We start from the raw sequence: 19758 nt of genomic DNA, 5'->3' as shown, positions 1-19758 counted from the left end.
GCGCGGCGCGGAATAGACTGCAGCCATGCGGCTCATGATTGCTGGCGGCGGCGGATTCCGGGTGCCGCTGGTCTACCGGGCGCTCTCCGCCGGTCCCTTTGCCGGGCTGGTCCGGGAGCTGGTGCTGTACGACGTCGACGCCGGCCGGCTGGCCGCCATCGAAGCGGTGCTGGCCTCCCTGCCGGGCAGGGAACAAGGCGGCGGGCCGCCGGTCCGCACCACCACGTCGCTGGCCGAGGCCCTGTCCGGCACGGACATGGTTTTCGCCGCCATCCGGCCCGGCGGCACGGCCGGCCGCACGGCCGACGAGCGCGTGGCGCAGGAGCTGGGCGTGTTGGGCCAGGAGACCACCGGCGCCGGCGGCATCTCCTACGCCCTGCGCACCATCCCGCCGATGTTGGCCCTGGCGCAGGCGATGAAACGTTTCTGCCCCGGGGCGTGGCTGGTCAACTTCACGAATCCGGCTGGCATGGTGACCGAGGCCCTGGTCCCGGTGCTGGGCCGCCGGGTGGTGGGTATCTGCGATTCGGCCGGCGGACTGGTGCACCGCGCGGCGCGGGCCGCCGGCGTCGTGCTGCCCGAGGGCAGGCTCGACGGCGTCGGCTACTACGGGCTCAACCACCTGGGCTGGCTGTACCGGCTGGAGTCCGGCGGCAGGGATGTCCTCCCCGCCCTGCTCGCCGACGCCGGGACCCTGGCAGGTTTCGAGGAGGGCCGGCTCTTCCCCCAACCCTTTCTGGCCGGCCTCGGCTGCCTGCCGAACGAGTACCTGTTCTACTACTACGAGACCGCCCGCGCCCTGGCCGCCATGCGGGCCGCTGCCCAGACCCGCGGCGAGTCCATCCACCGGCAGCAGTCCGAGCTGTATCCGCGGCTCGCGTCCGCCGGTGCGGAGGCCTACGGGCTCTGGGATGCCGCCCGCCGGTCCCGCGAGGAGGGCTACCTGGCCGAGGCCCGAACCGCTGGCGAGCACCGGGACGAGGAGGACCTGGCCGGCGGCGGCTATGAGCGCGTCGCGCTGGCGGTGATGCGCGCCCTCTCCGGTGGCGGCGGGGCCGAACTGGTGCTGAATACCCCCAACGCGCTACCCGGCCCGGACGGTGCACGGACTGCCGCGATCCCGGGGCTGCCGGCGGACGCCGTCGTGGAGGTCCCCTGCCGGGTGGACGCCGACGGAGTGGTGCCGCTCCCACAGGACCGCCCGTCGGAAGCGCAGCTCGCGCTGATGCTGCGGATCAAGGAGGTGGAACGGCTCGTGGTCCAGGCCACCGGGCCGGGTCCCGGCAGCCTGCGGCGCGGGGCCGCCCTCGCCGCGTTCGCCCGGCATCCGCTGGTCGACTCGGACGAGCTCGCGGCGAAGCTGCTCGCCGGTTACGAGGCAGCGTTCCCGGGCCTGTTGCAGCTCTGGCGCAGCGACGTCCGCAGTTCCGGTGACTCCTAGCCGAGTCCGCCGCTCAACGCGGGCCGCTCAACGCGGGCCACTCAGCGCAGTCCGCTCAACGCAGTCCGCGGGCGAGGGTCTCCTGTAGCGCCTTGTTGGGTTCGCCCGGCTGGCCGGTGCCGCTGAGGTAGAGCCCCATCTGGGTCCCGTGGTATTCCCAGTACGCGAAGCTGAGCTCGTTCTCCGCCAGGAGATCAAGCATGTCGGTGACCCACTGGCTGCCGCCCTTGCCCTCCATCTCAAATGCTTGCCGGACCAGTCCGAACTCCATGACCGACATCGGCACGTTGTTATCGATGCCGAACTTGAGTCGCTTCCCCAACTCATGTGCCAAATAGCCTTTGTCGCGTGCCAGGAAGCCGTTTCCGGGTGTTCCGGGCGACTGTGCGTAGACGTCGAGCTGGAGCCCGATCCGGGGTGCCGAACCGGCCGAGGCCGCAATGTTCTGCCCCCGCATGTGGCCCTGGATGCGGTACTTGTTACCCGGCACGACCTTGAACAGGTGGGCGTCGTTGCTCCACCCTGCGATTGCCGTGGCGTCGACGGCATTGCTGATGGAGAGGCTGCCGCTGTCCTGGTGCCCGGTCTTCTCCCGCGCGAACTTCGGCGGCGCCGCCGTGTCCCCGTACTGCCATTGATGCCAGTCCAACGTCGAGTCGCGGTCCAGGGGATCGTTGATGACTTGCCGGAGTTCGGTCCCGTCGGGGCCGTATTCGGTCACCCTGATTGCATCGAAACCGGCCGTTCCGCGCATGCCGCCCTGCGCAGTGACCATGGGTGCAGCCGCCACCGCGCTGCTGTCCTCGATAGTTACGATGCCGCTGTCATACGCCGCCCAGCCTGAGGTGCCGGGCGGCAAGGACTTGGTTGCGATGCGGCTTTCCGGCAGCAGGACCCGCTGACCGGTCGGGAGAATGGTGTCGGGGTCGGGATAGCGCCCGCCGTCCTGAACCGGGCCCTCGACCCAGGACGCATACTGGTGGGTGTATTTGATGGGCTCGTAGAAGTGGAAGTCGTAAACCACGTTGTCGTCATCAACAAGGAAATGCTGGTCGACCCCGGAGAAGCCGTAGCTGCCGTTGACCCCATAGATCCCGCCCACAACCAGAAGGTGGTTCTGGTCCTCGGACCGGACTGCGGCGACCAACTGCCCGGCCAGCACTTTCCATTGTTCCCCGGTCGCGTCAGTCGTCACCGGCTCATTGAGCAGGTCGTAGGCTGCGATGGCTGGTTCATCCTTGTAACGGGCTGCGATATCGCGCCACAGGTCCGCGTTCTGCTGCTGCAGTCGGGGGTTGGACCAGATGTCGAAACTGACGGCGTCGCTGGTGGGGTCCAGCCAGAATCCGCCGATCGGGGTGTGCAGATCCAGGATCAGGCGCATCCCGTGTTCCCGCGCCCAGGCCACGTTTTGGTCCAGCCACTGCCAGAAGACCTGCGGGGAGTCGACATACCAGTCCCCGTCGAAGGCGAAGCGGATGCTGTTGAAGCCAATTTCTTTCGCCCGGGCAAAGTCGTCCCCCGCATGGTGCTGCGAATTAGGAAGCTCGGCCCCGTTCAGGTTTCGATGGTAGAAGTTGGAGAAATTCACCGCTTTCAGCCGGGTGGGCTCGCCGTTGAGGACGAGGCCGCGGCCCGAGGCGGTGACGAAGCCCGGCGAATTCTCCGCCGAGGAGCTTCTGTCGTTGTTCCGGGCCAGCGTGCACCCGGCCATGACCAGCAACGGAACCACCAGCAGCAGGACGGCCGGAACCCACCCAGGCAAGCGGCGCCGTCGTGCACCCCGTTCAGGACTGCGCCGTTCCTGGTGCGGCAGTTGCGGATCGCCACTTCCGGGCATTCAGGCCTCCCTCGCTCGGCCCCCAGAGGGCCAGCCTATTCGGGCCGGCAGAAAATGTCTTGGGTTGAATCCGGCGAAGGCAGCTATAGCTTGCGGTACATCACGTGCAGTCCCACGTAGCCCAGCTGCGGGTGCCGGAAGGCTTCCGGGATGGTGGCGAGGATCTCGAAGCCCATGGCTTGCCAGGCGGCGACGGCCCGGACGTTGCTTTCCACCACGGCGTTGAACTGCATGGCGCGGAAGCCCGCGGCGCGGGCGGCGTCCAGCGAGTAGGCGCACAACGCCCGGGCCACTCCCTGGCCGCCGTAACCGGCGCGGACCATGTAGCCGGCGTTGGCGACGTGGCTGCCGCCGCCGCCCTGGTTCGCGTGCAGCTCGCCGGTGCCCAGTACGACGCCGTCGAACCGGCCAGTTCCGACGGCGACGAAGGTCCTGCCCGGGACGGTTTTGAACCACTTGGCGCGGGCCTGGTCCTCCGTGGTGTCGCGGTCCCAGGTAAACGTCTCCCCGGCACGGATCACAGGCTCCAGGATCTCCCAGATGGCGGCCCAGTCCTGCGCGGTGGCCTCGCGGATCTCCCACGACGCCGTGGCCGGCCGGTCTTTTGCGTTTGCGCTCACAGCCGCCACGCTAGCAGCAGGCAGCCGCCCGCGAACCGGCCCGGCGTTCAGGAGTAATGTTTTACCGAATCCACGTCACGCGAAGGGAAGGAAGAAGATGCCGCTGGTCCGCCGTGTCGCTTTCCTCTCCCTGCACACCTCGCCGATGGAGCAGCCCGGGTCCGGGGACGCCGGCGGCATGAACGTGTACATCCGGGCCCTCGCCGCCGCCCTCGCGGAGACCGGCGTCGAGGTGGAGATTTTCACGCGGTCCAACGCGGCCGGCCAGGCCGCTGTCGAACACCCCACCCCGGGAGTCTGCGTGCACAACGTGCTCGCCGGGCCGCCGCGGAAACTTCCCAAGGAGGAACTGCCGGCGCTGCTGCACAGCATGGTGGCCGAAATCGACCGGATCAAGCAGCTGCAGCCGCATGGCCGCTACGACGTCATCCATTCGCACTACTGGGTTTCCGGCGTCGCGGGCCTCGAACTCTCGGAGCTGTGGGGGGTGCCGCTGGTGCACACCATGCACACCATGGCCAAGGTCAAGAACCTGCTGCTGGAATCCGGCGAGCAGCCCGAGCCGCGCCGGCGCGAGGATGGTGAACACCGGATCGTCGAGGGCGCCACCCGGCTGATCGCCAACACCGGCGCCGAGGCCGCCGAGCTGGTCTCGCACTACGACGCCGACCCCGACCGGATCGACGTGGCGCCCCCGGGCGTGGACCTTTCCGTCTTCACGCCTGCCTTCCGGAGCCGCGCCCGCAGCCAGCACGGGGTCCCGCCGGGCCGCTTCCACCTGCTCTTCGCCGGGCGGATCCAGCGGCTCAAAGGCCCGCAGATCCTGATCAAGGCGGCCGCGCTGCTGCGTGCGCGCCGCCCGGACATCGACCTGCAGCTGACCATCCTCGGTGCGGTGAGCGGTGCGAAGGACTTCGACCTCAAGGCCCTGATCACCGCCGCCGGGATGGATGACGTCGTCACGCACCATCCGCCGGTCAGCGCGCCCAAGCTGGCAGGCTGGTACCGTTCGGCCGACGTCGTGGTGATGCCTTCTTACAGCGAGTCGTTCGGCCTCGTCGCGCTGGAGGCCCAGGCCTGCGGAACGCCCGTGGTCGCCACGAAGGTGGGCGGGCTGTCGCGGGCGATCTTCGACGGCCGGACCGGGCTGCTGGTGGAAGGGCACAAAGCCGCGGACTGGGCCGATGCCCTGGAGGCACTGCACGACGACCCGGCCACCCGGGAGGACATGGGCCGCGCGGCGTCGGTGCACGCCCAGGGCTTCGGCTGGCAGCGCACCGCCGCGATTACGCTGGAGAGCTACCAGTCCGCATTGCTCCAGTATTTTGGAACACGGAGCATCCCGGTGGGCCACACGCCCTGAGGGAACCACACCGGGCGCCTGGCCGGAACCGCCGGCCGGAGCGACCCGAAGCCACGAGCTGAAGGGCAACGATGTCTGAGAACACCACGGAAACCGCAGCAGCTACCGAAGCGCCGGCCGGGACGGCGGCACCGGGTACGCCGGCCGCAGCGCCGGTCCTGAGCGACCTGGAGATTGCGCAGCGGGCCACCATGCGGCCGATCGAGGACGTGGCTGCCGCGGCCGGGATCAACCCGGAGGCGCTGGAATTCTACGGCCGCTACAAGGCGAAGATCGATCCGGCCAAGCTGGCCCGGGACGGTGCGCACGCGCCGGGCAAGGTGGTGCTGGTTTCGGCGATGTCCCCCACGCCGGCCGGCGAGGGGAAATCCACCACCACCGTGGGCCTCGCCGACTCCCTGGCTCGCGCCGGGCACCGGGTGATGATCGCCCTGCGCGAGCCTTCGCTGGGTCCGATCCTGGGCATGAAGGGCGGCGCGACCGGCGGCGGCTACTCCCAGGTCCTGCCGATGGACGAGATCAACCTGCACTTCACCGGCGACTTCCACGCGATCACCTCGGCGAACAACGCCCTGATGGCTCTGGTGGACAACCACATCTACCAAGGCAACGCGCTGAACATCGATCCGCGCCGGATGACGTTCAAGCGGGTGCTGGACATGAACGACCGGGCGCTGCGCGAGGTCGTGATCGGCCTGGGCGGTCCCACCCAGGGCGTGCCGCGACAGGACGGCTTCGACATCACGGTCGCCTCGGAGATCATGGCCGTGTTCTGCCTGGCCACGGACCTGGACGACCTGCGCGCCCGGCTGGGCCGGATCACCTTCGGCTACACCTACGACCGCGAGCCGGTCACGGTCGCGGACCTCGGCGTCCAGGGTGCCCTGACCATGCTGCTCAAGGACGCGATCAAACCGAACCTGGTGCAGACCATCGCGGGCACCCCGGCCCTGGTGCACGGCGGGCCCTTCGCCAACATCGCGCACGGCTGCAACTCGCTGATCGCCACCCAGACGGCGCGTTCCCTGGCCGACGTCGTCATCACCGAGGCCGGCTTCGGCGCCGACCTGGGTGCCGAGAAGTACATGGACATCAAGGCGAGGATGGCCGACGTCGCCCCGTCCGCCGTCGTGGTGGTGGCCACCATCCGCGCGCTCAAGATGCACGGCGGCGTCGCCAAGGACCAGCTCAAGGAGCCCAACGTCGAGGCGCTGGCCGCCGGCGTCGCCAACCTGCAGCGGCACGTGCGCAACGTGGAGAAGTTCGGCATCACCCCGGTGGTGGCGATCAACAAGTTCGGCACCGACAGCCAGGAGGAGCTCGACTGGCTGCTGGACTGGTGCGCCGCGGAGGGTGTTCAGGCGGCCGTGGCCGACGTCTGGGGCCGCGGCGGAGGGGGCGACGGCGGCGACGAGCTTGCCGCGAAGGTTGCCGCCGCCATCGACGCCCCGCACGGCTTCCGCCACCTGTACCCGCTCGCGATGTCGGTGGAGGACAAGATCCGCACCATCGTGCAGGAAATCTACGGGGCCGACGGCGTCGACTTCTCCGTCCCGGCGCTCAAGCGGCTCGCGGAGATCGAGAAGAACGGCTGGTCCGGGATGCCGGTCTGCATGGCGAAGACGCAGTACTCCTTCAGCGACGACGCCACCAAGCTCGGCGCCCCGAAGGGCTTCACCGTCCACGTCCGGGACCTGATCCCCAAGACCGGTGCGGGCTTCATCGTGGCGCTCACGGGTGCGGTGATGACCATGCCCGGACTGCCCAAGGTCCCGGCGGCCATGCGGATGGACGTGGACGCCAACGGCAACCCCGTCGGCCTGTTTTAAACAGCAACGCGGGGTCACTTACGGCCCATCCCAAGGGGGATGATGGGCTGTAAGTGACCCCGCGTTGCGGTGTACGGTGCGGGGCTTAACGCTCCAGGTTGCCGCGGATGAAGGCCTCGACCTTTTCGCGGGCGAGGTCGTCGTTGAACTGCTCCGGCGGGGACTTCATGAAGTAGCTCGACGCCGAGAGCAGCGGGCCGCCGATGCCGCGGTCCAGGCCGATCTTGGCGGCGCGGACGGCATCGATGATCACGCCGGCGGAGTTGGGCGAGTCCCAGACCTCCAGCTTGTATTCGAGCGAGACCGGGGCGTCACCGAAGTTGCGGCCCTCGAGGCGTACGAAGGCCCACTTGCGGTCATCGAGCCACTGGACGTAGTCCGACGGGCCGATGTGCACGTCCTTGGCGGCGAGCTCGGCTTCCACGTTGGACGTGACGGCCTGGGTCTTGGAGATCTTCTTGGACTCGAGGCGGTCGCGCTCCAGCATGTTCTTGAAGTCCATGTTGCCGCCGACGTTCAGCTGGTACGTGCGGTCCAGGGTGACGCCGCGGTCTTCGAAGAGCTTGGCCATAACGCGGTGCGTGATGGTGGCACCGATCTGGCTCTTGATGTCGTCGCCCACGATCGGCACGCCGGCGGCGGTGAACTTGTCCGCCCACTCCTTGGTCCCGGCGATGAACACCGGCAGCGCGTTGACGAAGGCCACGCCGGCGTCGATCGCGCACTGGGCGTAGTACTCGGCGGCTTCCTGGGATCCGACCGGCAGGTAGCAGACCATCACGTCGACCTTGGCGTCCTTGAGGGCCTGGACGACGTCGACCGGCTCCTCCGGGGACTGCTCAATGGTCTCGAGGTAGTACTTGCCCAGGCCGTCGAGGGTCGGGCCGCGCTGAACGGTGACGCCGGTCGGCGGGACGTCGGCGATCTTGATGGTGTTGTTTTCGCTGGCGAGGATGGCGGCGGAGAGGTCCTGGCCCACCTTCTTGCCGTCGACATCGAATGCTGCGACGAACTGCACGTCGTTGACGTGGTACTTGCCGAACTGCACGTGCATCAGACCCGGAATCGTGGCCTGGGGGTCGGCATCCTTGTAGTACTGGACACCTTGGACCAGCGAAGTGGCACAGTTACCCACGCCGACGATTGCAACACGAATCGGATTTGAAGACACGAAACTCCCTTTGAGAACAAACTTCACGTGCCCGGCGCGGCCATACTCTGATGTACGACGGCGGCAAACGGGCACAACGCCATGCGGCACTCTTGCATTCTAGTCAACGGCGCCGGGACTCAAGTTGTTCCCGGCCACGGCACCGAATCTGTTACGTCAGCCGGCGGCGCCGCGGAACGGCGCCGCCGGGGCTTATTTCTGGGCCCAGAGGTTGATGTCGGACTCGACGGCGAACTCGTCGATCGCGTCCAGCTCGTCGGCCGTGAAGTCCAGGTTGTTGATCGCGGCCAGGGTGTCCTCCAGCTGCCGGACGCTGGATGCGCCGACCAGGGCGGACGTCACCGAGGTGCCCTTGCCCTGCTCGCGCAGGATCCAGGCGATCGCCAGCTGCGCGAGGGTCTGGCCCCGGCCCTCGGCAATCCGGTTGAGCCCGCGCACGCGGTACAGCTTCTCCCCGGTGATCATCGCCTCGTCCAGGGACTTGTCCTGCGCCGCACGGGAATCCTTGGGGACGCCGTTGAGGTAGCGGTCGGTAAGCATGCCCTGCGCCAGCGGCGAGAAAGCGATGGCCCCTGCACCCACCTGCTCCAGCGCCTCGTAGAGGCTGGGGCTGCCGTTCTCGGTCCAGCGGTTGAGCATCGAGTAGCTGGGCTGGTGGATCAGCAGCGGGGTGCCGAGTTCCTTCAGGATCCGGGCCGCCTCGAGCGTCTGCTCCGGAGTGTAGGACGAAATGCCGGCGTAGAGCGCCTTGCCGGAGCGCACGGCCTGGTCCAGGGCGCCCATGGTCTCTTCCAGCGGCGTCTCGGGGTCCGGGCGGTGGCTGTAGAAGATATCCACGTAATCCAGGCCCATCCGGCCCAGCGACTGGTCCAGGCTGGCCAGCAGGTACTTCCGGGAGCCCCAGTTGCCGTAGGGCCCCGGCCACATGTCGTAGCCGGCCTTGCTGGAGATGATGAGTTCGTCGCGGTACGGCTTGAAGTAGTCCTTGAAGTGGCGGCCGAAGTTAGTCTCGGCGCTGCCGTAGGGCGGGCCGTAGTTGTTGGCGAGGTCGAAGTGGGTGACACCCAGGTCGAAGGCGCGGCGCAGGATGGCCCGCTGCACTTCGAAGGGCTTGTCATCGCCGAAGTTGTGCCAGAGGCCCAGGGAAATGGCCGGCAGTTTCAGTCCGCTGCGTCCCACCCGGCGGTAGGGCATCGTCTCGTATCGGTTCTCTGCTGCAACATATGTCATGACTATTATCCTGTCCTAGTTTGAGACGACGGCGGCACTGTGGCCGGGCAGTTCCACGCGGCCGGCGGACAGCGCGACGCCGTCCTCGGTGGCCAGCAGCAGCGAGCCGCCGTCCACGGCTACCTGGCGGGGTTCGATGGAGAAGTTCATCGCGACCTCCACGCTGCCGCGGCGCAGGCGCAGCCAGCCCTCGTCCTCGCTGAACGCCACTGCGGTGTCCTCGAACCCGAGCCCGGCCAGCTCCGGGGTCGCACGGCGCAGCGCGATAAGTTTCCGGTACAGCTCCAGCAGCCGCGCGTGCTCCCCGGACTCGGCTTCGGACCAGTCCAGCTTGGAGCGGGTGAACGTGGCCGGGTCCTGCGGGTCGGGCACGACGGCGGGGTCCCAGCCCATCCGTTCGAACTCCTTGATCCGGCCCTCCGCCGTGGCCTTGCCCAGCTCGGGCTCCGGGTGCGAGGTGAAGAACTGCCAGGGCGTCGTGGCGCCGTATTCCTCACCCATGAACAGCATCGGGGTGAAGGGCGAGGCCAGGGTCGCGACCGCTGCGAGCGCCAGCTGCCCGTAGCCGAGGCTCTGGGAGAGCCGGTCGCCGGTAGCCCGGTTGCCGATCTGGTCGTGGTTCTGGCTGCAGACCACGAGGGCGGCCGGGTGCACGAGGGCGGTGTTGATGGGCCGGCCGTGGTGCCGCTCCCGGAAGCTGGAGTAACTGCCGTCGTGGAAGAACCCGTCCACCAGGACCTTGGCGAGGGCCGCGAGCGAATCGAAGTCGCTGTAGTAGCCGGTGGTCTCGCCGCTGACGTTGACGTGGACCGCGTGGTGGAAGTCATCGCTCCACTGCCCAGCCAGGCCGTAGCCGTTTACCTCCCGCGGGTAGAGCAGCCGCGGGTTGTTCAGGTCCGACTCGGCGATCATCGTCGCAGGGCGTCCGGTTTCGGCGGAGACCTCATCGGCGAGCGCCCCGAATTCCTCCAGCAGGTGGACCGCCCGCTCGTCCTTGAAGGCGTGCACGGCATCGAGCCGCAAGCCGTCCACGTGGTAGTCGCGCAGCCACATGGCTGCGTTGTCGAGGATGTAGCGGCGGACGACGTCGGAGCCGGGGCCGTCCAGGTTGACCGAGTCGCCCCAGGTGTTGCCCTCCCCGGACTTGAGGTACGGCCCGAACCGGGGCAGGTAGTTGCCGCTGGGGCCGAGGTGGTTGTAGACGACGTCCTGGATGACGCCCAGGCCGGCGGCGTGGGCGGCGTCGACGAAGCGCTGGTAGGCGGCCGGGCCGCCGTAGCCCTCGTGCACGGCGTACCAGAGGACCCCGTCGTAGCCCCAGTTGTGGGTGCCGTTGAACCCGTTGACCGGCAGCAGTTCGACGAAGTCGATGCCGAGGTCGGCGAGATAGCCGAGCTTGCCGATCGCGGCGTCCAGCGTCCCCTCGGGCGTGAACGTGCCCAGGTGCAGCTCGTAGATCACGCCGCCCTGCAGGCCGCGGCCCTTCCACTGCCCGTCTGCCCATTCGTGGCTGCCGGCGTCGAAGGTCCGCGAGAGTGCATGCACTCCCCCGGGCTGGCGGCGTGAGCGCGGATCCGGCAGCGGGGTGGAATCCCCGTCGAGCAGGTAGCCGTAGTCGACGTCGCCGGAGGCCGGTGCCTCCGGCGCGCTCCACCAGCCGGCGGACCCGGACCGGACCATCGGGTAGTGCCGGCCGTCGGCGAGCAGCGTGACGTCCTGCGCTTCCGGTGCCCAGAGGTCGAAGCGTGCGGTTCCGTGTGCGGGCAGAGTCATTGCCGTTCCCCTAAGTTGGTTCGTCAGTTCGTGCGTTCAGGCGCCCGGCACCAGCAGGGCCACCGGGTAGTCGCGGAGGATCTCCGCCACGTCCGTCGTGCCCGGCCCGAAGGACCTGCCGCTGAGCTGGTCCGTCATGGCGACGGTGAGGCCGATGGCGGTGTCCTGCCAGCCTCCGCGTTGTTCGAGGCCGCGGGGCAGCCTTGTGGCCAGGGTGAGGGCCCCGGGCGTGCCGGCGCCGCGGTCGAAGGCGACCAGGTGTTCGGCGGCGGCTCCGGTGGCAGCAACCGGGGCGTAGCCGGCGAACAGCTCCGGCCGGTCCCGGCGCAGCCGCAGCGCCCGCGAGGTCACGAGCAGCTTCGCCGCGTCCTCCCGGTACGATGCCGGCCGCTCACCGGCGTCGATCGCTTTGAGGGCGGCGCGCCGCGCCCCGAAGTCGAACGGCCGCCGGTTATCGGGGTCGGTCAGCGACCGGTCCCAGAACTCGGTGCCCTGGTAGACGTCCGGCACGCCCGGCATGGTGAGCTGGACCAGTTTGGCGGAGAGCGCGTTGGCGGAGCCGTAGGGTTCCAGCAGGTCCACCAGCGAATCGAGTTCGGCGCGCACCTGAGCGTTGTCGAACGCAGCGTCAACGGCGGCTGCAAGTTTCGCTTCGAAGTCCGGGTCCGGGTCCAGCCAGTTCGTCGAATTGCCGGCCTCTCGGGCCGCCTTCTGGGCGTAGGACTGGAGGCGTTCCCGGTCCGCGGGCCACACCCCGGCCACGGCCTGCCACAGCAGGTTGGCCAGCGGGCCGTCGGGCAGGGGCGCCAACTCCTGCAGCCGGCGCAGCGAGGCCGTCCATTCCGGGGCCAGCTCCGCAAGCACGGAGATCCGGGCCCGGGTGTCCTCGCTGCGCTTTGTGTCGTGGGTGCTGAGCGTGGTCATCGACAGCGGCTGGCCCGCCTGGCGGCGTGCCATCCGGGCGTGGAACTCGTCGGCGGACAGCGCGAACTCGGTGGGGTCCGCGCCGACCTCGGTGAGGGTGCCGAGCCGGGTGTAGCGGAAGAACGCGGTGTCCTCCACACCCTTAGCCATCACCATGCCGGAGGTCTGCTGGAAGCGGCGGCCCAGCTCGGCGTCGGGCCCGGGGCCGGCCTGCAGCAGCAGCGGGAGCAGCGCCTGCACCACGGGTTCGAGCTCGGGACGCCGCCGGGCGGCGAGTTCGCATGCCTCGCGCAGCACGCCCTCGCCCTCGGGCAGGTAGCTGCGGTAGACCGGGAAGGCCGCGGTGATCTCGGACAGCGCATCGACGGCGGCCTCCGGGCTGAGGCCGGCGGACGCCGGTACCAGCCGGGCGAGCCGCCGCATCTCCGAGTGCAGGATGCCGTCGGTGATCCGGCGCTTGGTGCCGCGGATCATGTCCTCATAGTCGGCGGGGGTGCCGCCGCGCAGCGAGGTGTCCAGGGCGTCGAGGCCCGCCTGGCCGGCGGGGTCGACGAAGAGCCGGTCCACGTCCGCGAGGGCGTCGTACCCGGTGGTCCCCTCGCACTCGAAGCCGGCCGGAAGCTCTTCACCGGGCTCCAGGATTTTCTCGATCAGCAGGTAGGCCCCGCCGGTCACTTCGCGCAACCGGCGGAGGTAGCCTGCCGGATCCGCGAGGCCGTCCGGGTGGTCGATGCGCAAGCCGTCAACGAGGCCCTCCCGGAACCAGCGGACAATCTCCTCGTGCGCCTCATCGAAGACCTCCGGGACCTCAACCTTGATCCCGGCGAGGGTGTTGACCGCGAAGAACCGGCGGTAGTTCAGATCGGTGTCCGCACGGCGCCAGCCCACCAGCTCGTAGTGCTGCCGGTCATGGACCGCGCGCGGGTCGTCGGCAGTGGAGTCACCTGCGGTATAACTGCCCTCGGCCAGCGGGAAACGGTGGTCGTAGTAGCGCAGTTCGCCGTCACGGATTTCGAGCGCGTCCACGTCCGCCTCCTCGCCCAGCACCGGGATCCGGATCCGGCCGCCGCCGAAGTCCCAGTCGACGTCGAACGCCTGGGCGTAGCGCGACTGCTGACCTTCCTTGAGCAGCGACCACCACCACGGGTTCTGGACCGGGGTGGCGACGCCGACGTGGTTGGGCACGATGTCCACCAACACACCCATGCCGGCCTCCCGCGCCGCGCGGGACACCGCCGCCAGCCCTTCGGGGCCGCCGCGGTCCGGGTCGATCGCGGCGGGGTTGGTGACGTCGTAGCCGTGGTCCGAGCCCTGCTCGGCCGTCAGGATCGGAGACAGGTAGATCCAGTCGACCCCAAGGGACTTCAGGTAGGGCACGGTGTCGGCGGCGTCCTGCAGGGTGAAGCCCGGCCGGATCTGGAGCCGGTAGGTCGAGACGGGGGTCCTCATGAAGCAGTGGCCTTCGCTTCGCTGGCTTCGGCGGCCTTCGTCTGGGCTTCCGCCATCTCCTCCTGGGCGTCCTCGTGCTCGGCCATGGAGGCCAGGGAGGCGGCTGCGGAGTGGTCGACCTCGATCTCGGGGCCCGAGTAGGCGCGCAGCACGGCCATCGACTTGGCCGCCAGCGTCAGGGTCGACCCTGCCTTGAGCGGCTCGTCCGTATCGGCCTGGTCCGCGGTGTCCACGAGGATCTCCCAGAAGGGCGAGTACTCGTCGTTAGGCAGCACGAAGTCCACGCTGTCGTCGTGGGCGTTGAAGGCCATCAGGAAGCTGTCGTCGGTGATCCGGCGGCCCCGGGAGTCCTGTTCCTGGATGCCGTGGCCGTTGTAGAACACGCCGATGGTCCGGCCGAAGCCGCTGTCCCAGTCCTCCGGCAGCATTCCGGTGCCGTCGGTCTTCAGCCAAACGATGTCCGGCAGTTTCTCGCCCTCACCACGAACGACCGGGCGGCCGTCGAAGAAGCGGCTGCGGCGGAACGTCGGGTGGTCGTGGCGGATCTTGTTGACGAACGCGGTGAACTCCACGAGGGGCTGGTCCATGGCTTCCCAGTGCACCCAGCTCAGTTCGGAGTCCTGGCAGTAGGTGTTGTTGTTGCCCTGCTGGGTGCGGCCCAGTTCGTCGCCGTGCAGCAGCATCGGCACGCCCTGGGAGAGCAGCAGCGTCGCAATGAAGTTCCGCTGCTGGCGGGCGCGGAGGGTCAACACCGTGTCGTTGTCGGAGTCGCCCTCTTCGCCGCAGTTCCAGGAGCGGTTGTGCGATTCGCCGTCGTTGTTGCCCTCGCCATTGGCCTCATTGTGCTTCTCGTTGTAGGAGACCAGGTCGCGCATGGTGAAGCCGTCGTGCGCGGTGACGAAGTTGATCGAGGCCACCGGGCGCCGAGCCGAACTCTCGTACAGGTCCGCGGAGCCGGTCAGGCGGGAGGCGAATTCGCCCAGGGTGGACGGTTCGCCGCGCCAGAAGTCCCGGACGGTGTCGCGGTACTTGCCGTTCCATTCGGTCCACTGCGGCGGGAAGTTGCCCACCTGGTAACCGCCGGGGCCGACGTCCCACGGCTCGGCGATCAGCTTGACCTGGGAGACGATCGGATCCTGCTGGATCAGTTCGAAGAAGGTGGAGAGCTTGTCGACGTCGTAGAACTCGCGGGCCAGCGTGGAGGCGAGGTCGAAGCGGAACCCGTCGACGTGCATTTCCGTCACCCAGTAGCGCAGCGAGTCCATCAGCAGCTGCAGCGAGTGCGGGTGGCGGACATTGAGCGAGTTGCCGGTGCCGGTGTAGTCCATGTAGTGCTTCAGGTCCCCGTCGACCAGGCGGTAGTACGCCTGGTTGTCGATGCCCTTGAAGGAAAGGGTGGGGCCGAGGTGGTTGCCTTCGGCGGTGTGGTTGTAGACGACGTCGAGGATGACCTCGATGCCGGCCCGGTGCAGCTCGCGGACCATGGCTTTGAATTCCTGGACCTGGTGTCCGACGTCGCCGGAGGAGCTGTAGGTGTTCTGCGGGGCGAAGAAGCCGATGGTGTTGTAGCCCCAGTAGTTGTTGAGGCCCTTCTCCACCAGGGTGCCGTCGTTGACGAACTGGTGGACCGGCATGAGCTCGATCGCCGTGACGCCGAGCTTCTTCAGGTGCTCAATGACGGCCGGGTGGGCCACACCGGCGTAAGTGCCGCGCTGCTCTTCGGGGATTTCCGGGTGCAGCTCGGTCAGGCCTTTAACGTGGGCCTCGTAAATGACCGACTCGTGGTAGGGGACGCGCAGCTGGCGGTCACCGTCCCACTCGAAGTACGGGTTGATGACGACGCCGTGCATGGTGTGCGGTGCCGAATCGGCGTCGTTGCGCGAATCGGGGTCGCCGAATTCGTAGGAGAAGAGCGCCGGGTCCCAGTCGATCTGGCCCTGGATTGCCTTGGCGTACGGGTCCATCAGCAGCTTGTTGGCGTTGAAGCGGTTTCCGCTCGCCGGGTCGTACGGGCCGTGCACCCGGTAGCCGTACTTCTGTCCGGGCTGGATCTGCGGCAGGTAGCAGTGCCAGACGTAGCCGTCCACCTCGGTCAGTTCGATCCGCGTCTCGCTCAGGTCGTCGGCCAGGAGGCAGAGCTCAACCCGCTCCGCTTGCTCGCTGAACAGGGCAAAATTGGTGCCGGTGCCGTCAAAAGTGGCTCCCAGCGGGTAAGCCGTTCCGGGCCAGACTTCCATGTGTACTCCTCGTGCGATGCGGACAATCTCTAGACAGACTACTTGTAAGTAAGGTTACTAATTTACCGGAGGCGCGAGGCGCGCGCTTTTGTTACAGCTTCGCGATAACCTCCGGCAGGGCTTCGGCAATGTCCGACGCCGTCAGCGGCCCGCCGTTCGAGGCAGCTGTTCCGGCACGGCCGTGCAGGCTGGCCGCCATCGCGGCGACGGCGGCCCACCGGTCCGGCCCCTCGAGCCCCAAGGCGCTGAAGGCACCGGAGCCCTCCGGGAGTTGTGCCAGCAGGGCGCCGAGCACCCCGGCCAGGACGTCGCCGCTGCCGGCGGTGGCCATCCACGGGCTGGCTTCGGCCTGGCTGAAGACCGCCCCCGAGGGGGCAGCCACCAGGGTGGTGGCGCCCTTGAGCAGCACGGTCGCTCCGGTGAGCCCGCTGGCCTGCCGGACGGCGGCGAGCGTTGCGTCCTCGACGGAGGTCCGGGCCGGGCCGGCGCCGTAACGTTCCAGCAGGGCGGCCAGCTCGCCGGCATGCGGGGTCAGCACGGTGTGCGGGGACAGTTCGCGGGGCAGGGCCGGCAGCGCACCGGCGTCGGCCACGGTGGGAAGTCCGGCGGCTGCCGCCTCGCGGACCCGCTCCAGCTGCTCGTGGGCGCCGGCGTCGAGTCCGGATCCGAGCAGCCAGGCCTGGACGTGCGCGTCGGCGACGGACGTGCCGCACACCACTTCGGGGCAGGCCTGGCGGACCAGGTCCGCGACCTCCGGCGGGCCCACGTAGCGGACCATGCCGGCACCCGCGGCCAGGGCGCCGCGGCAGGCGAGGACGGCCGCCCCCGGGTAGCGGGCGGATCCGGCCACGACGCCGAGCACGCCCCGGGAGTATTTGTGCGAGCGGCGGCCGGGCTGCGGGAGCAGCGCGGCCAGGTCCGCGGCCTGGAGGCGCCGCAGCTCCGGATGCACCAGCGCGTCCTCGATGCCGATCGGGATGGTCCGGAGCCGGCCGGTGAAGTCCGCGCCCGGGTCGGCGAGCAGGCCGGCCTTCGCGGCCCCGAAGCTCACGGTGACGTCCGCGGCCAGGACAGGGGCGTGCGCTTCGCCGGTGTCGGCGTCGACGCCGCTGGGGATGTCGCAGGCAACAACCAGCCCGTGGCGGCTGCGCTGCAGCTCTTCGATCAGCGTGCCGGCCGCGCCGCGCAGCCCACCCTGCGCGCCGGTTCCCAGGACCGCGTCAATGACGACGTCGGCGCGGGCGGCGTCAGCAGCCAGGTCCCTGGCGTTGCCGTCGGTGAGGGCGGTGTCCCGGCCGCCGGCGGCGCGGAAGGCCGCCAGCCCGCTTGGATGGGCGTCGCCGGCGGTGAGCACCGCCGTCGTCCGCAGGCCCCGGCGGGCCAGCAGCGCCGCGGCGTAGAGGCCGTCGCCTCCGTTGTTGCCCTTGCCGGCAAGCACGGTGACGCTGGAGCCGTAGGGCCGCAGTCCGCGGCGTTGGAGTTCCCGGATGACCGCGTTGGCGAGCCCGTAGGCGGCCCGCTGCATGAGAACAGCGCCCATACCAGGGTCCGCACTCGCCTCAAGGAGTTGCTTCTCGAGGCCTCGAATGTGGGTACCTGTATAGGCGCTGATCATGTGCTTAGCCTTCGGCGATCACCGTGGCGGTGGCGATGCCGCCGTCGTGGCTGATCGAGAGGTGCCAGCGCTTGACGCCTTTCGACTCGGCCACGGCCAGTACCGTGTCCTTGACCTGGACGGTGGGTCCGTTCTGGTCCAGGCCGATCCAGCAGTCCTGCCAGTTCATTCCGGCGGGCGCGCCGAGCACCTTGGCCACGGCCTCCTTGGCCGCGAACCGCGCGGCCAGGGACCGGGTGTTCAGTTCCCGCTCGGCCGGGACAAACAACCTGTCGCGCAACCCGGGGGTGCGCTCAAGCTGCCGGCCGAACCGCTCAATGTCTACGACGTCTACGCCAATGCCAACAATCATGCGGCTATTCTACGGTCACGCTCTTGGCCAGGTTCCGCGGCTGGTCCACGTCGTAGCCCTTGGCGCTGGCGAGTGCCAGCGCAAAGATCTGCAGGGGCACGGTGGACAGCAGCGGGGCCAGGAGGGTCGGGGTCTCCGGGATGTAGATGACGTGCTCGGCGTAGGCCTTCACCGCTTCGTCACCCTCCTCGGCGATCACGATCGTCTTGGCGCCGCGGGCACGGACTTCCTGGATGTTCGAGACGACCTTGGCGTGCAGCGAGTCGCGGCCCCGGGGCGACGGGACGACGACGAAGACCGGCTGGCCTTCCTCGATCAGGGCGATCGGGCCGTGCTTGAGCTCGCCGGCGGCGAAGCCTTCGGCGTGGATGTAGGCGAGCTCCTTGAGCTTGAGCGCACCCTCCATGGCAACCGGGAAGCCTACGTGGCGGCCCAGGAACAGCACGGACTTGGCGTCCACCATGTCGTGGCCGAGTTTCTTGATCGCGTCGGCATTGTCCAGAATCTGCTGGATCTTGGCCGGGATCTTGCCCAGGTCGGCGAGGATGTCCTTGATCTCGCCCTGGAACTTGTTGCCGCGCAGCTGTGCCAGGTACAGGCCCAGCAGGTAGGCGGCCGCAATCTGGGCGAGGAACGCCTTGGTGGAGGCCACCGCGATTTCCGGACCGGCGTGCGTGTACAGCACGGCGTCGGACTCGCGCGGGATGGTGGAGCCGTTGGTGTTGCAAATGGACACCGTCTTGGCGCCCTGTTCCTTGGCGTACCGGACAGCCATCAGCGTGTCCATGGTCTCGCCGGACTGCGAGATGGAAACGATCAGGGTGTTGGCGTCCACGATCGGATCGCGGTAGCGGAACTCGTGCGAGAGCTCGACCTCGGTGGGGATCCGGCACCAGCGTTCGATCGCGTACTTCGCGACCTGGCCGGCGTAAGCGGACGTGCCGCAGGCCAGGACGATGATTTTGTCCACGCTCTTCAGCAGTTCCGTGTCGATCCGGAGCTCGTCGAGGGTCAGCTTGCCGTCGACGTCCGACCGGCCCAGCAGGGTCTGCAGCACGGCGTCCGGCTGGTCGTGGATTTCCTTTTCCATGAAGGACGGGAAGCCGCCCTTCTCCGCGGAAGCGGGATCCCAGTTGACGTAGTATTCCTTGCCCTCGGCCGGGGCACCGTAGAAGTCGGTGATCGCGACGGTATCGGCGGTGATGGTGACGATCTGGTCCTGGCCCAGTTCCACGGCGCGGCGGGTGTAGTCGATGAAGCCGGAGACGTCGGAACCGAGGAAGTTCTCGCCCTCGCCCAGGCCCACCACGAGCGGGGAGTTGCGGCGGGCGGCCACGACGACGTCGGGCTGGTCGGCGTGCACGGCGAGCAGCGTGAAGGCGCCCTCGAGGCGCTGGCAGGCAAGTTCCATGGCCTTGGTCAGGCCGCCGTTGGCGTTGTCGCCGCCCAGCTGGTTGCGGTAGATGTCACCGATCAGCGCTGCGGCCACCTCGGTGTCGGTCTCGGAGAGGAAGGTCACGCCTTCGCCCACGAGTTCCTGCTTCAGCTCCGCGAAGTTTTCGATGATGCCGTTGTGGATGAGCGCCAGCTTGCCGCCGTCGGACAGGTGCGGGTGCGCGTTCAGGTCCGTGGGGCCGCCGTGGGTTGCCCAGCGGGTATGCCCGATGCCGGTGAGGGCGTCCGGCAGCGGGTGGGCCTCCAGTTCGGTGATCAGGTTGCTCAGTTTCCCCGACTTCTTGCGGGAAGAAATGGCACCGTCCGCCACGACCGCGATCCCGGCGGAGTCATAGCCGCGGTACTCAAGGCGCCGCAATCCCTCCAGGACAACGTCCAAGGCTTTGTGTTCAGTATTTACCCGGCCAGCCGAGCGGCCTACATATCCAACGATTCCGCACATGGACATAAGCCTAACCG

13 protein-coding genes are annotated in these 19758 nt (G+C 68.6%); 3 read left to right on the top strand and 10 right to left on the bottom strand.

Annotated features, from left to right (window positions below; translation table 11 throughout):
- The first annotated feature begins 25 nt into the window (after positions 1 to 25).
- A complete protein-coding gene (locus tag AB4Y91_RS03135) occupies positions 26 to 1441 on the top strand; it encodes a family 4 glycosyl hydrolase (protein ID WP_441417080.1) in 1416 nt (471 codons plus the stop codon).
- Between the two features lie 55 nt (positions 1442 to 1496).
- Here AB4Y91_RS03135 and AB4Y91_RS03130 read toward each other — a convergent pair whose 3' ends face one another.
- Entirely contained in the window at positions 1497 to 3281 is a 1785-nt protein-coding gene (locus AB4Y91_RS03130) for a glycoside hydrolase family 5 protein (RefSeq protein ID WP_441417079.1), read from the bottom strand.
- An 83-nt stretch (positions 3282 to 3364) separates the two neighbouring features.
- Positions 3365 to 3901 carry a GNAT family N-acetyltransferase gene (locus AB4Y91_RS03125; RefSeq protein ID WP_441417078.1) on the bottom strand — a complete coding sequence of 179 codons (537 nt, stop codon included), beginning with the start codon at positions 3899 to 3901 and terminating at the stop codon, positions 3365 to 3367.
- A 97-nt stretch (positions 3902 to 3998) separates the two neighbouring features.
- On the opposite strand from AB4Y91_RS03125, the gene mshA reads away from it, so the two are divergent.
- Positions 3999 to 5264 (top strand): D-inositol-3-phosphate glycosyltransferase, encoded by a 1266-nt coding sequence (gene mshA / locus AB4Y91_RS03120; RefSeq protein ID WP_441417077.1) that lies wholly within the window; start codon positions 3999 to 4001, stop codon positions 5262 to 5264.
- A 71-nt stretch (positions 5265 to 5335) separates the two neighbouring features.
- The gene (locus tag AB4Y91_RS03115) at positions 5336 to 7093 is read left to right on the top strand and encodes a formate--tetrahydrofolate ligase (protein ID WP_441417076.1); all 1758 of its coding nucleotides are present in this window, start codon (positions 5336 to 5338) and stop codon (positions 7091 to 7093) included.
- A gap of 85 nt (positions 7094 to 7178) precedes the next feature.
- Here the strand turns inward: AB4Y91_RS03115 and AB4Y91_RS03110 are convergent, their stop codons facing one another.
- The 8 genes from AB4Y91_RS03110 to glmS all read right to left on the bottom strand — a co-directional run bounded on the left by AB4Y91_RS03110 (position 7179) and on the right by glmS (position 19741).
- The gene (locus AB4Y91_RS03110) at positions 7179 to 8264 is read right to left on the bottom strand and encodes an inositol-3-phosphate synthase (RefSeq protein ID WP_441417075.1); all 1086 of its coding nucleotides are present in this window, start codon (positions 8262 to 8264) and stop codon (positions 7179 to 7181) included.
- 192 nt (positions 8265 to 8456) lie between these two features.
- Positions 8457 to 9494 (bottom strand): L-glyceraldehyde 3-phosphate reductase, encoded by a 1038-nt coding sequence (mgrA, locus tag AB4Y91_RS03105; RefSeq protein WP_441417074.1) that lies wholly within the window; start codon positions 9492 to 9494, stop codon positions 8457 to 8459.
- 15 nt (positions 9495 to 9509) lie between these two features.
- Positions 9510 to 11267 carry a malto-oligosyltrehalose trehalohydrolase gene (treZ, locus tag AB4Y91_RS03100; protein WP_441417073.1) on the bottom strand — a complete coding sequence of 586 codons (1758 nt, stop codon included), beginning with the start codon at positions 11265 to 11267 and terminating at the stop codon, positions 9510 to 9512.
- Between the two features lie 36 nt (positions 11268 to 11303).
- Positions 11304 to 13640 carry a malto-oligosyltrehalose synthase gene (gene treY, locus AB4Y91_RS03095; protein WP_441417072.1) on the bottom strand — a complete coding sequence of 779 codons (2337 nt, stop codon included), beginning with the start codon at positions 13638 to 13640 and terminating at the stop codon, positions 11304 to 11306.
- Positions 13637 to 15877, bottom strand: a complete 2241-nt coding sequence (glgX, locus tag AB4Y91_RS03090; protein WP_441417071.1) for a glycogen debranching protein GlgX — start codon at positions 15875 to 15877, stop codon at positions 13637 to 13639. The genes treY and glgX overlap by 4 nt, the downstream gene beginning before the upstream one ends.
- Before the next feature lie 91 nt (positions 15878 to 15968).
- Positions 15969 to 17492, bottom strand: coding sequence for an NAD(P)H-hydrate epimerase (locus AB4Y91_RS03085; RefSeq protein ID WP_441417070.1), 1524 nt, complete (start codon positions 17490 to 17492; stop codon positions 15969 to 15971).
- Positions 17493 to 17496: 4 nt separating this feature from the next.
- On the bottom strand, positions 17497 to 17844 hold the full coding sequence (locus AB4Y91_RS03080; RefSeq protein ID WP_175321209.1) for a holo-ACP synthase: 348 nt from the start codon (positions 17842 to 17844) through the stop codon (positions 17497 to 17499).
- Positions 17845 to 17848: 4 nt separating this feature from the next.
- On the bottom strand, positions 17849 to 19741 hold the full coding sequence (gene glmS, locus AB4Y91_RS03075; protein ID WP_441417069.1) for a glutamine--fructose-6-phosphate transaminase (isomerizing): 1893 nt from the start codon (positions 19739 to 19741) through the stop codon (positions 17849 to 17851).
- Positions 19742 to 19758 lie beyond the last annotated feature (17 nt).

This window comes from Arthrobacter sp. YAF16 (assembly GCF_052113385.1).
Classification (GTDB): Bacteria; Actinomycetota; Actinomycetes; order Actinomycetales; family Micrococcaceae; genus Arthrobacter.
Note: the sequence above shows the minus strand (reverse complement) of the source record. Positions and strands in the feature narration are given on the sequence as shown.

What these genes read in the sequence shown, in the direction of transcription:
- mshA (WP_441417077.1), top strand. Translation starts at nt 3,999, where the DNA reads ATGCCGCTGGTCCGCCGTGTCGCTTTCCTCTCCCTGCACACCTCGCCG.
- AB4Y91_RS03130 (WP_441417079.1), bottom strand. Translation starts at nt 3,281, where the DNA reads ATGCCCGGAAGTGGCGATCCGCAACTGCCGCACCAGGAACGGCGCAGT.
- AB4Y91_RS03085 (WP_441417070.1), bottom strand. Translation starts at nt 17,492, where the DNA reads ATGATCAGCGCCTATACAGGTACCCACATTCGAGGCCTCGAGAAGCAA.
- glgX (WP_441417071.1), bottom strand. Translation starts at nt 15,877, where the DNA reads ATGGAAGTCTGGCCCGGAACGGCTTACCCGCTGGGAGCCACTTTTGAC.
- treY (WP_441417072.1), bottom strand. Translation starts at nt 13,640, where the DNA reads ATGAGGACCCCCGTCTCGACCTACCGGCTCCAGATCCGGCCGGGCTTC.
- AB4Y91_RS03115 (WP_441417076.1), top strand. Translation starts at nt 5,336, where the DNA reads ATGTCTGAGAACACCACGGAAACCGCAGCAGCTACCGAAGCGCCGGCC.
- AB4Y91_RS03080 (WP_175321209.1), bottom strand. Translation starts at nt 17,844, where the DNA reads ATGATTGTTGGCATTGGCGTAGACGTCGTAGACATTGAGCGGTTCGGC.
- mgrA (WP_441417074.1), bottom strand. Translation starts at nt 9,494, where the DNA reads ATGACATATGTTGCAGCAGAGAACCGATACGAGACGATGCCCTACCGC.
- glmS (WP_441417069.1), bottom strand. Translation starts at nt 19,741, where the DNA reads ATGTGCGGAATCGTTGGATATGTAGGCCGCTCGGCTGGCCGGGTAAAT.
- AB4Y91_RS03135 (WP_441417080.1), top strand. Translation starts at nt 26, where the DNA reads ATGCGGCTCATGATTGCTGGCGGCGGCGGATTCCGGGTGCCGCTGGTC.
- treZ (WP_441417073.1), bottom strand. Translation starts at nt 11,267, where the DNA reads ATGACTCTGCCCGCACACGGAACCGCACGCTTCGACCTCTGGGCACCG.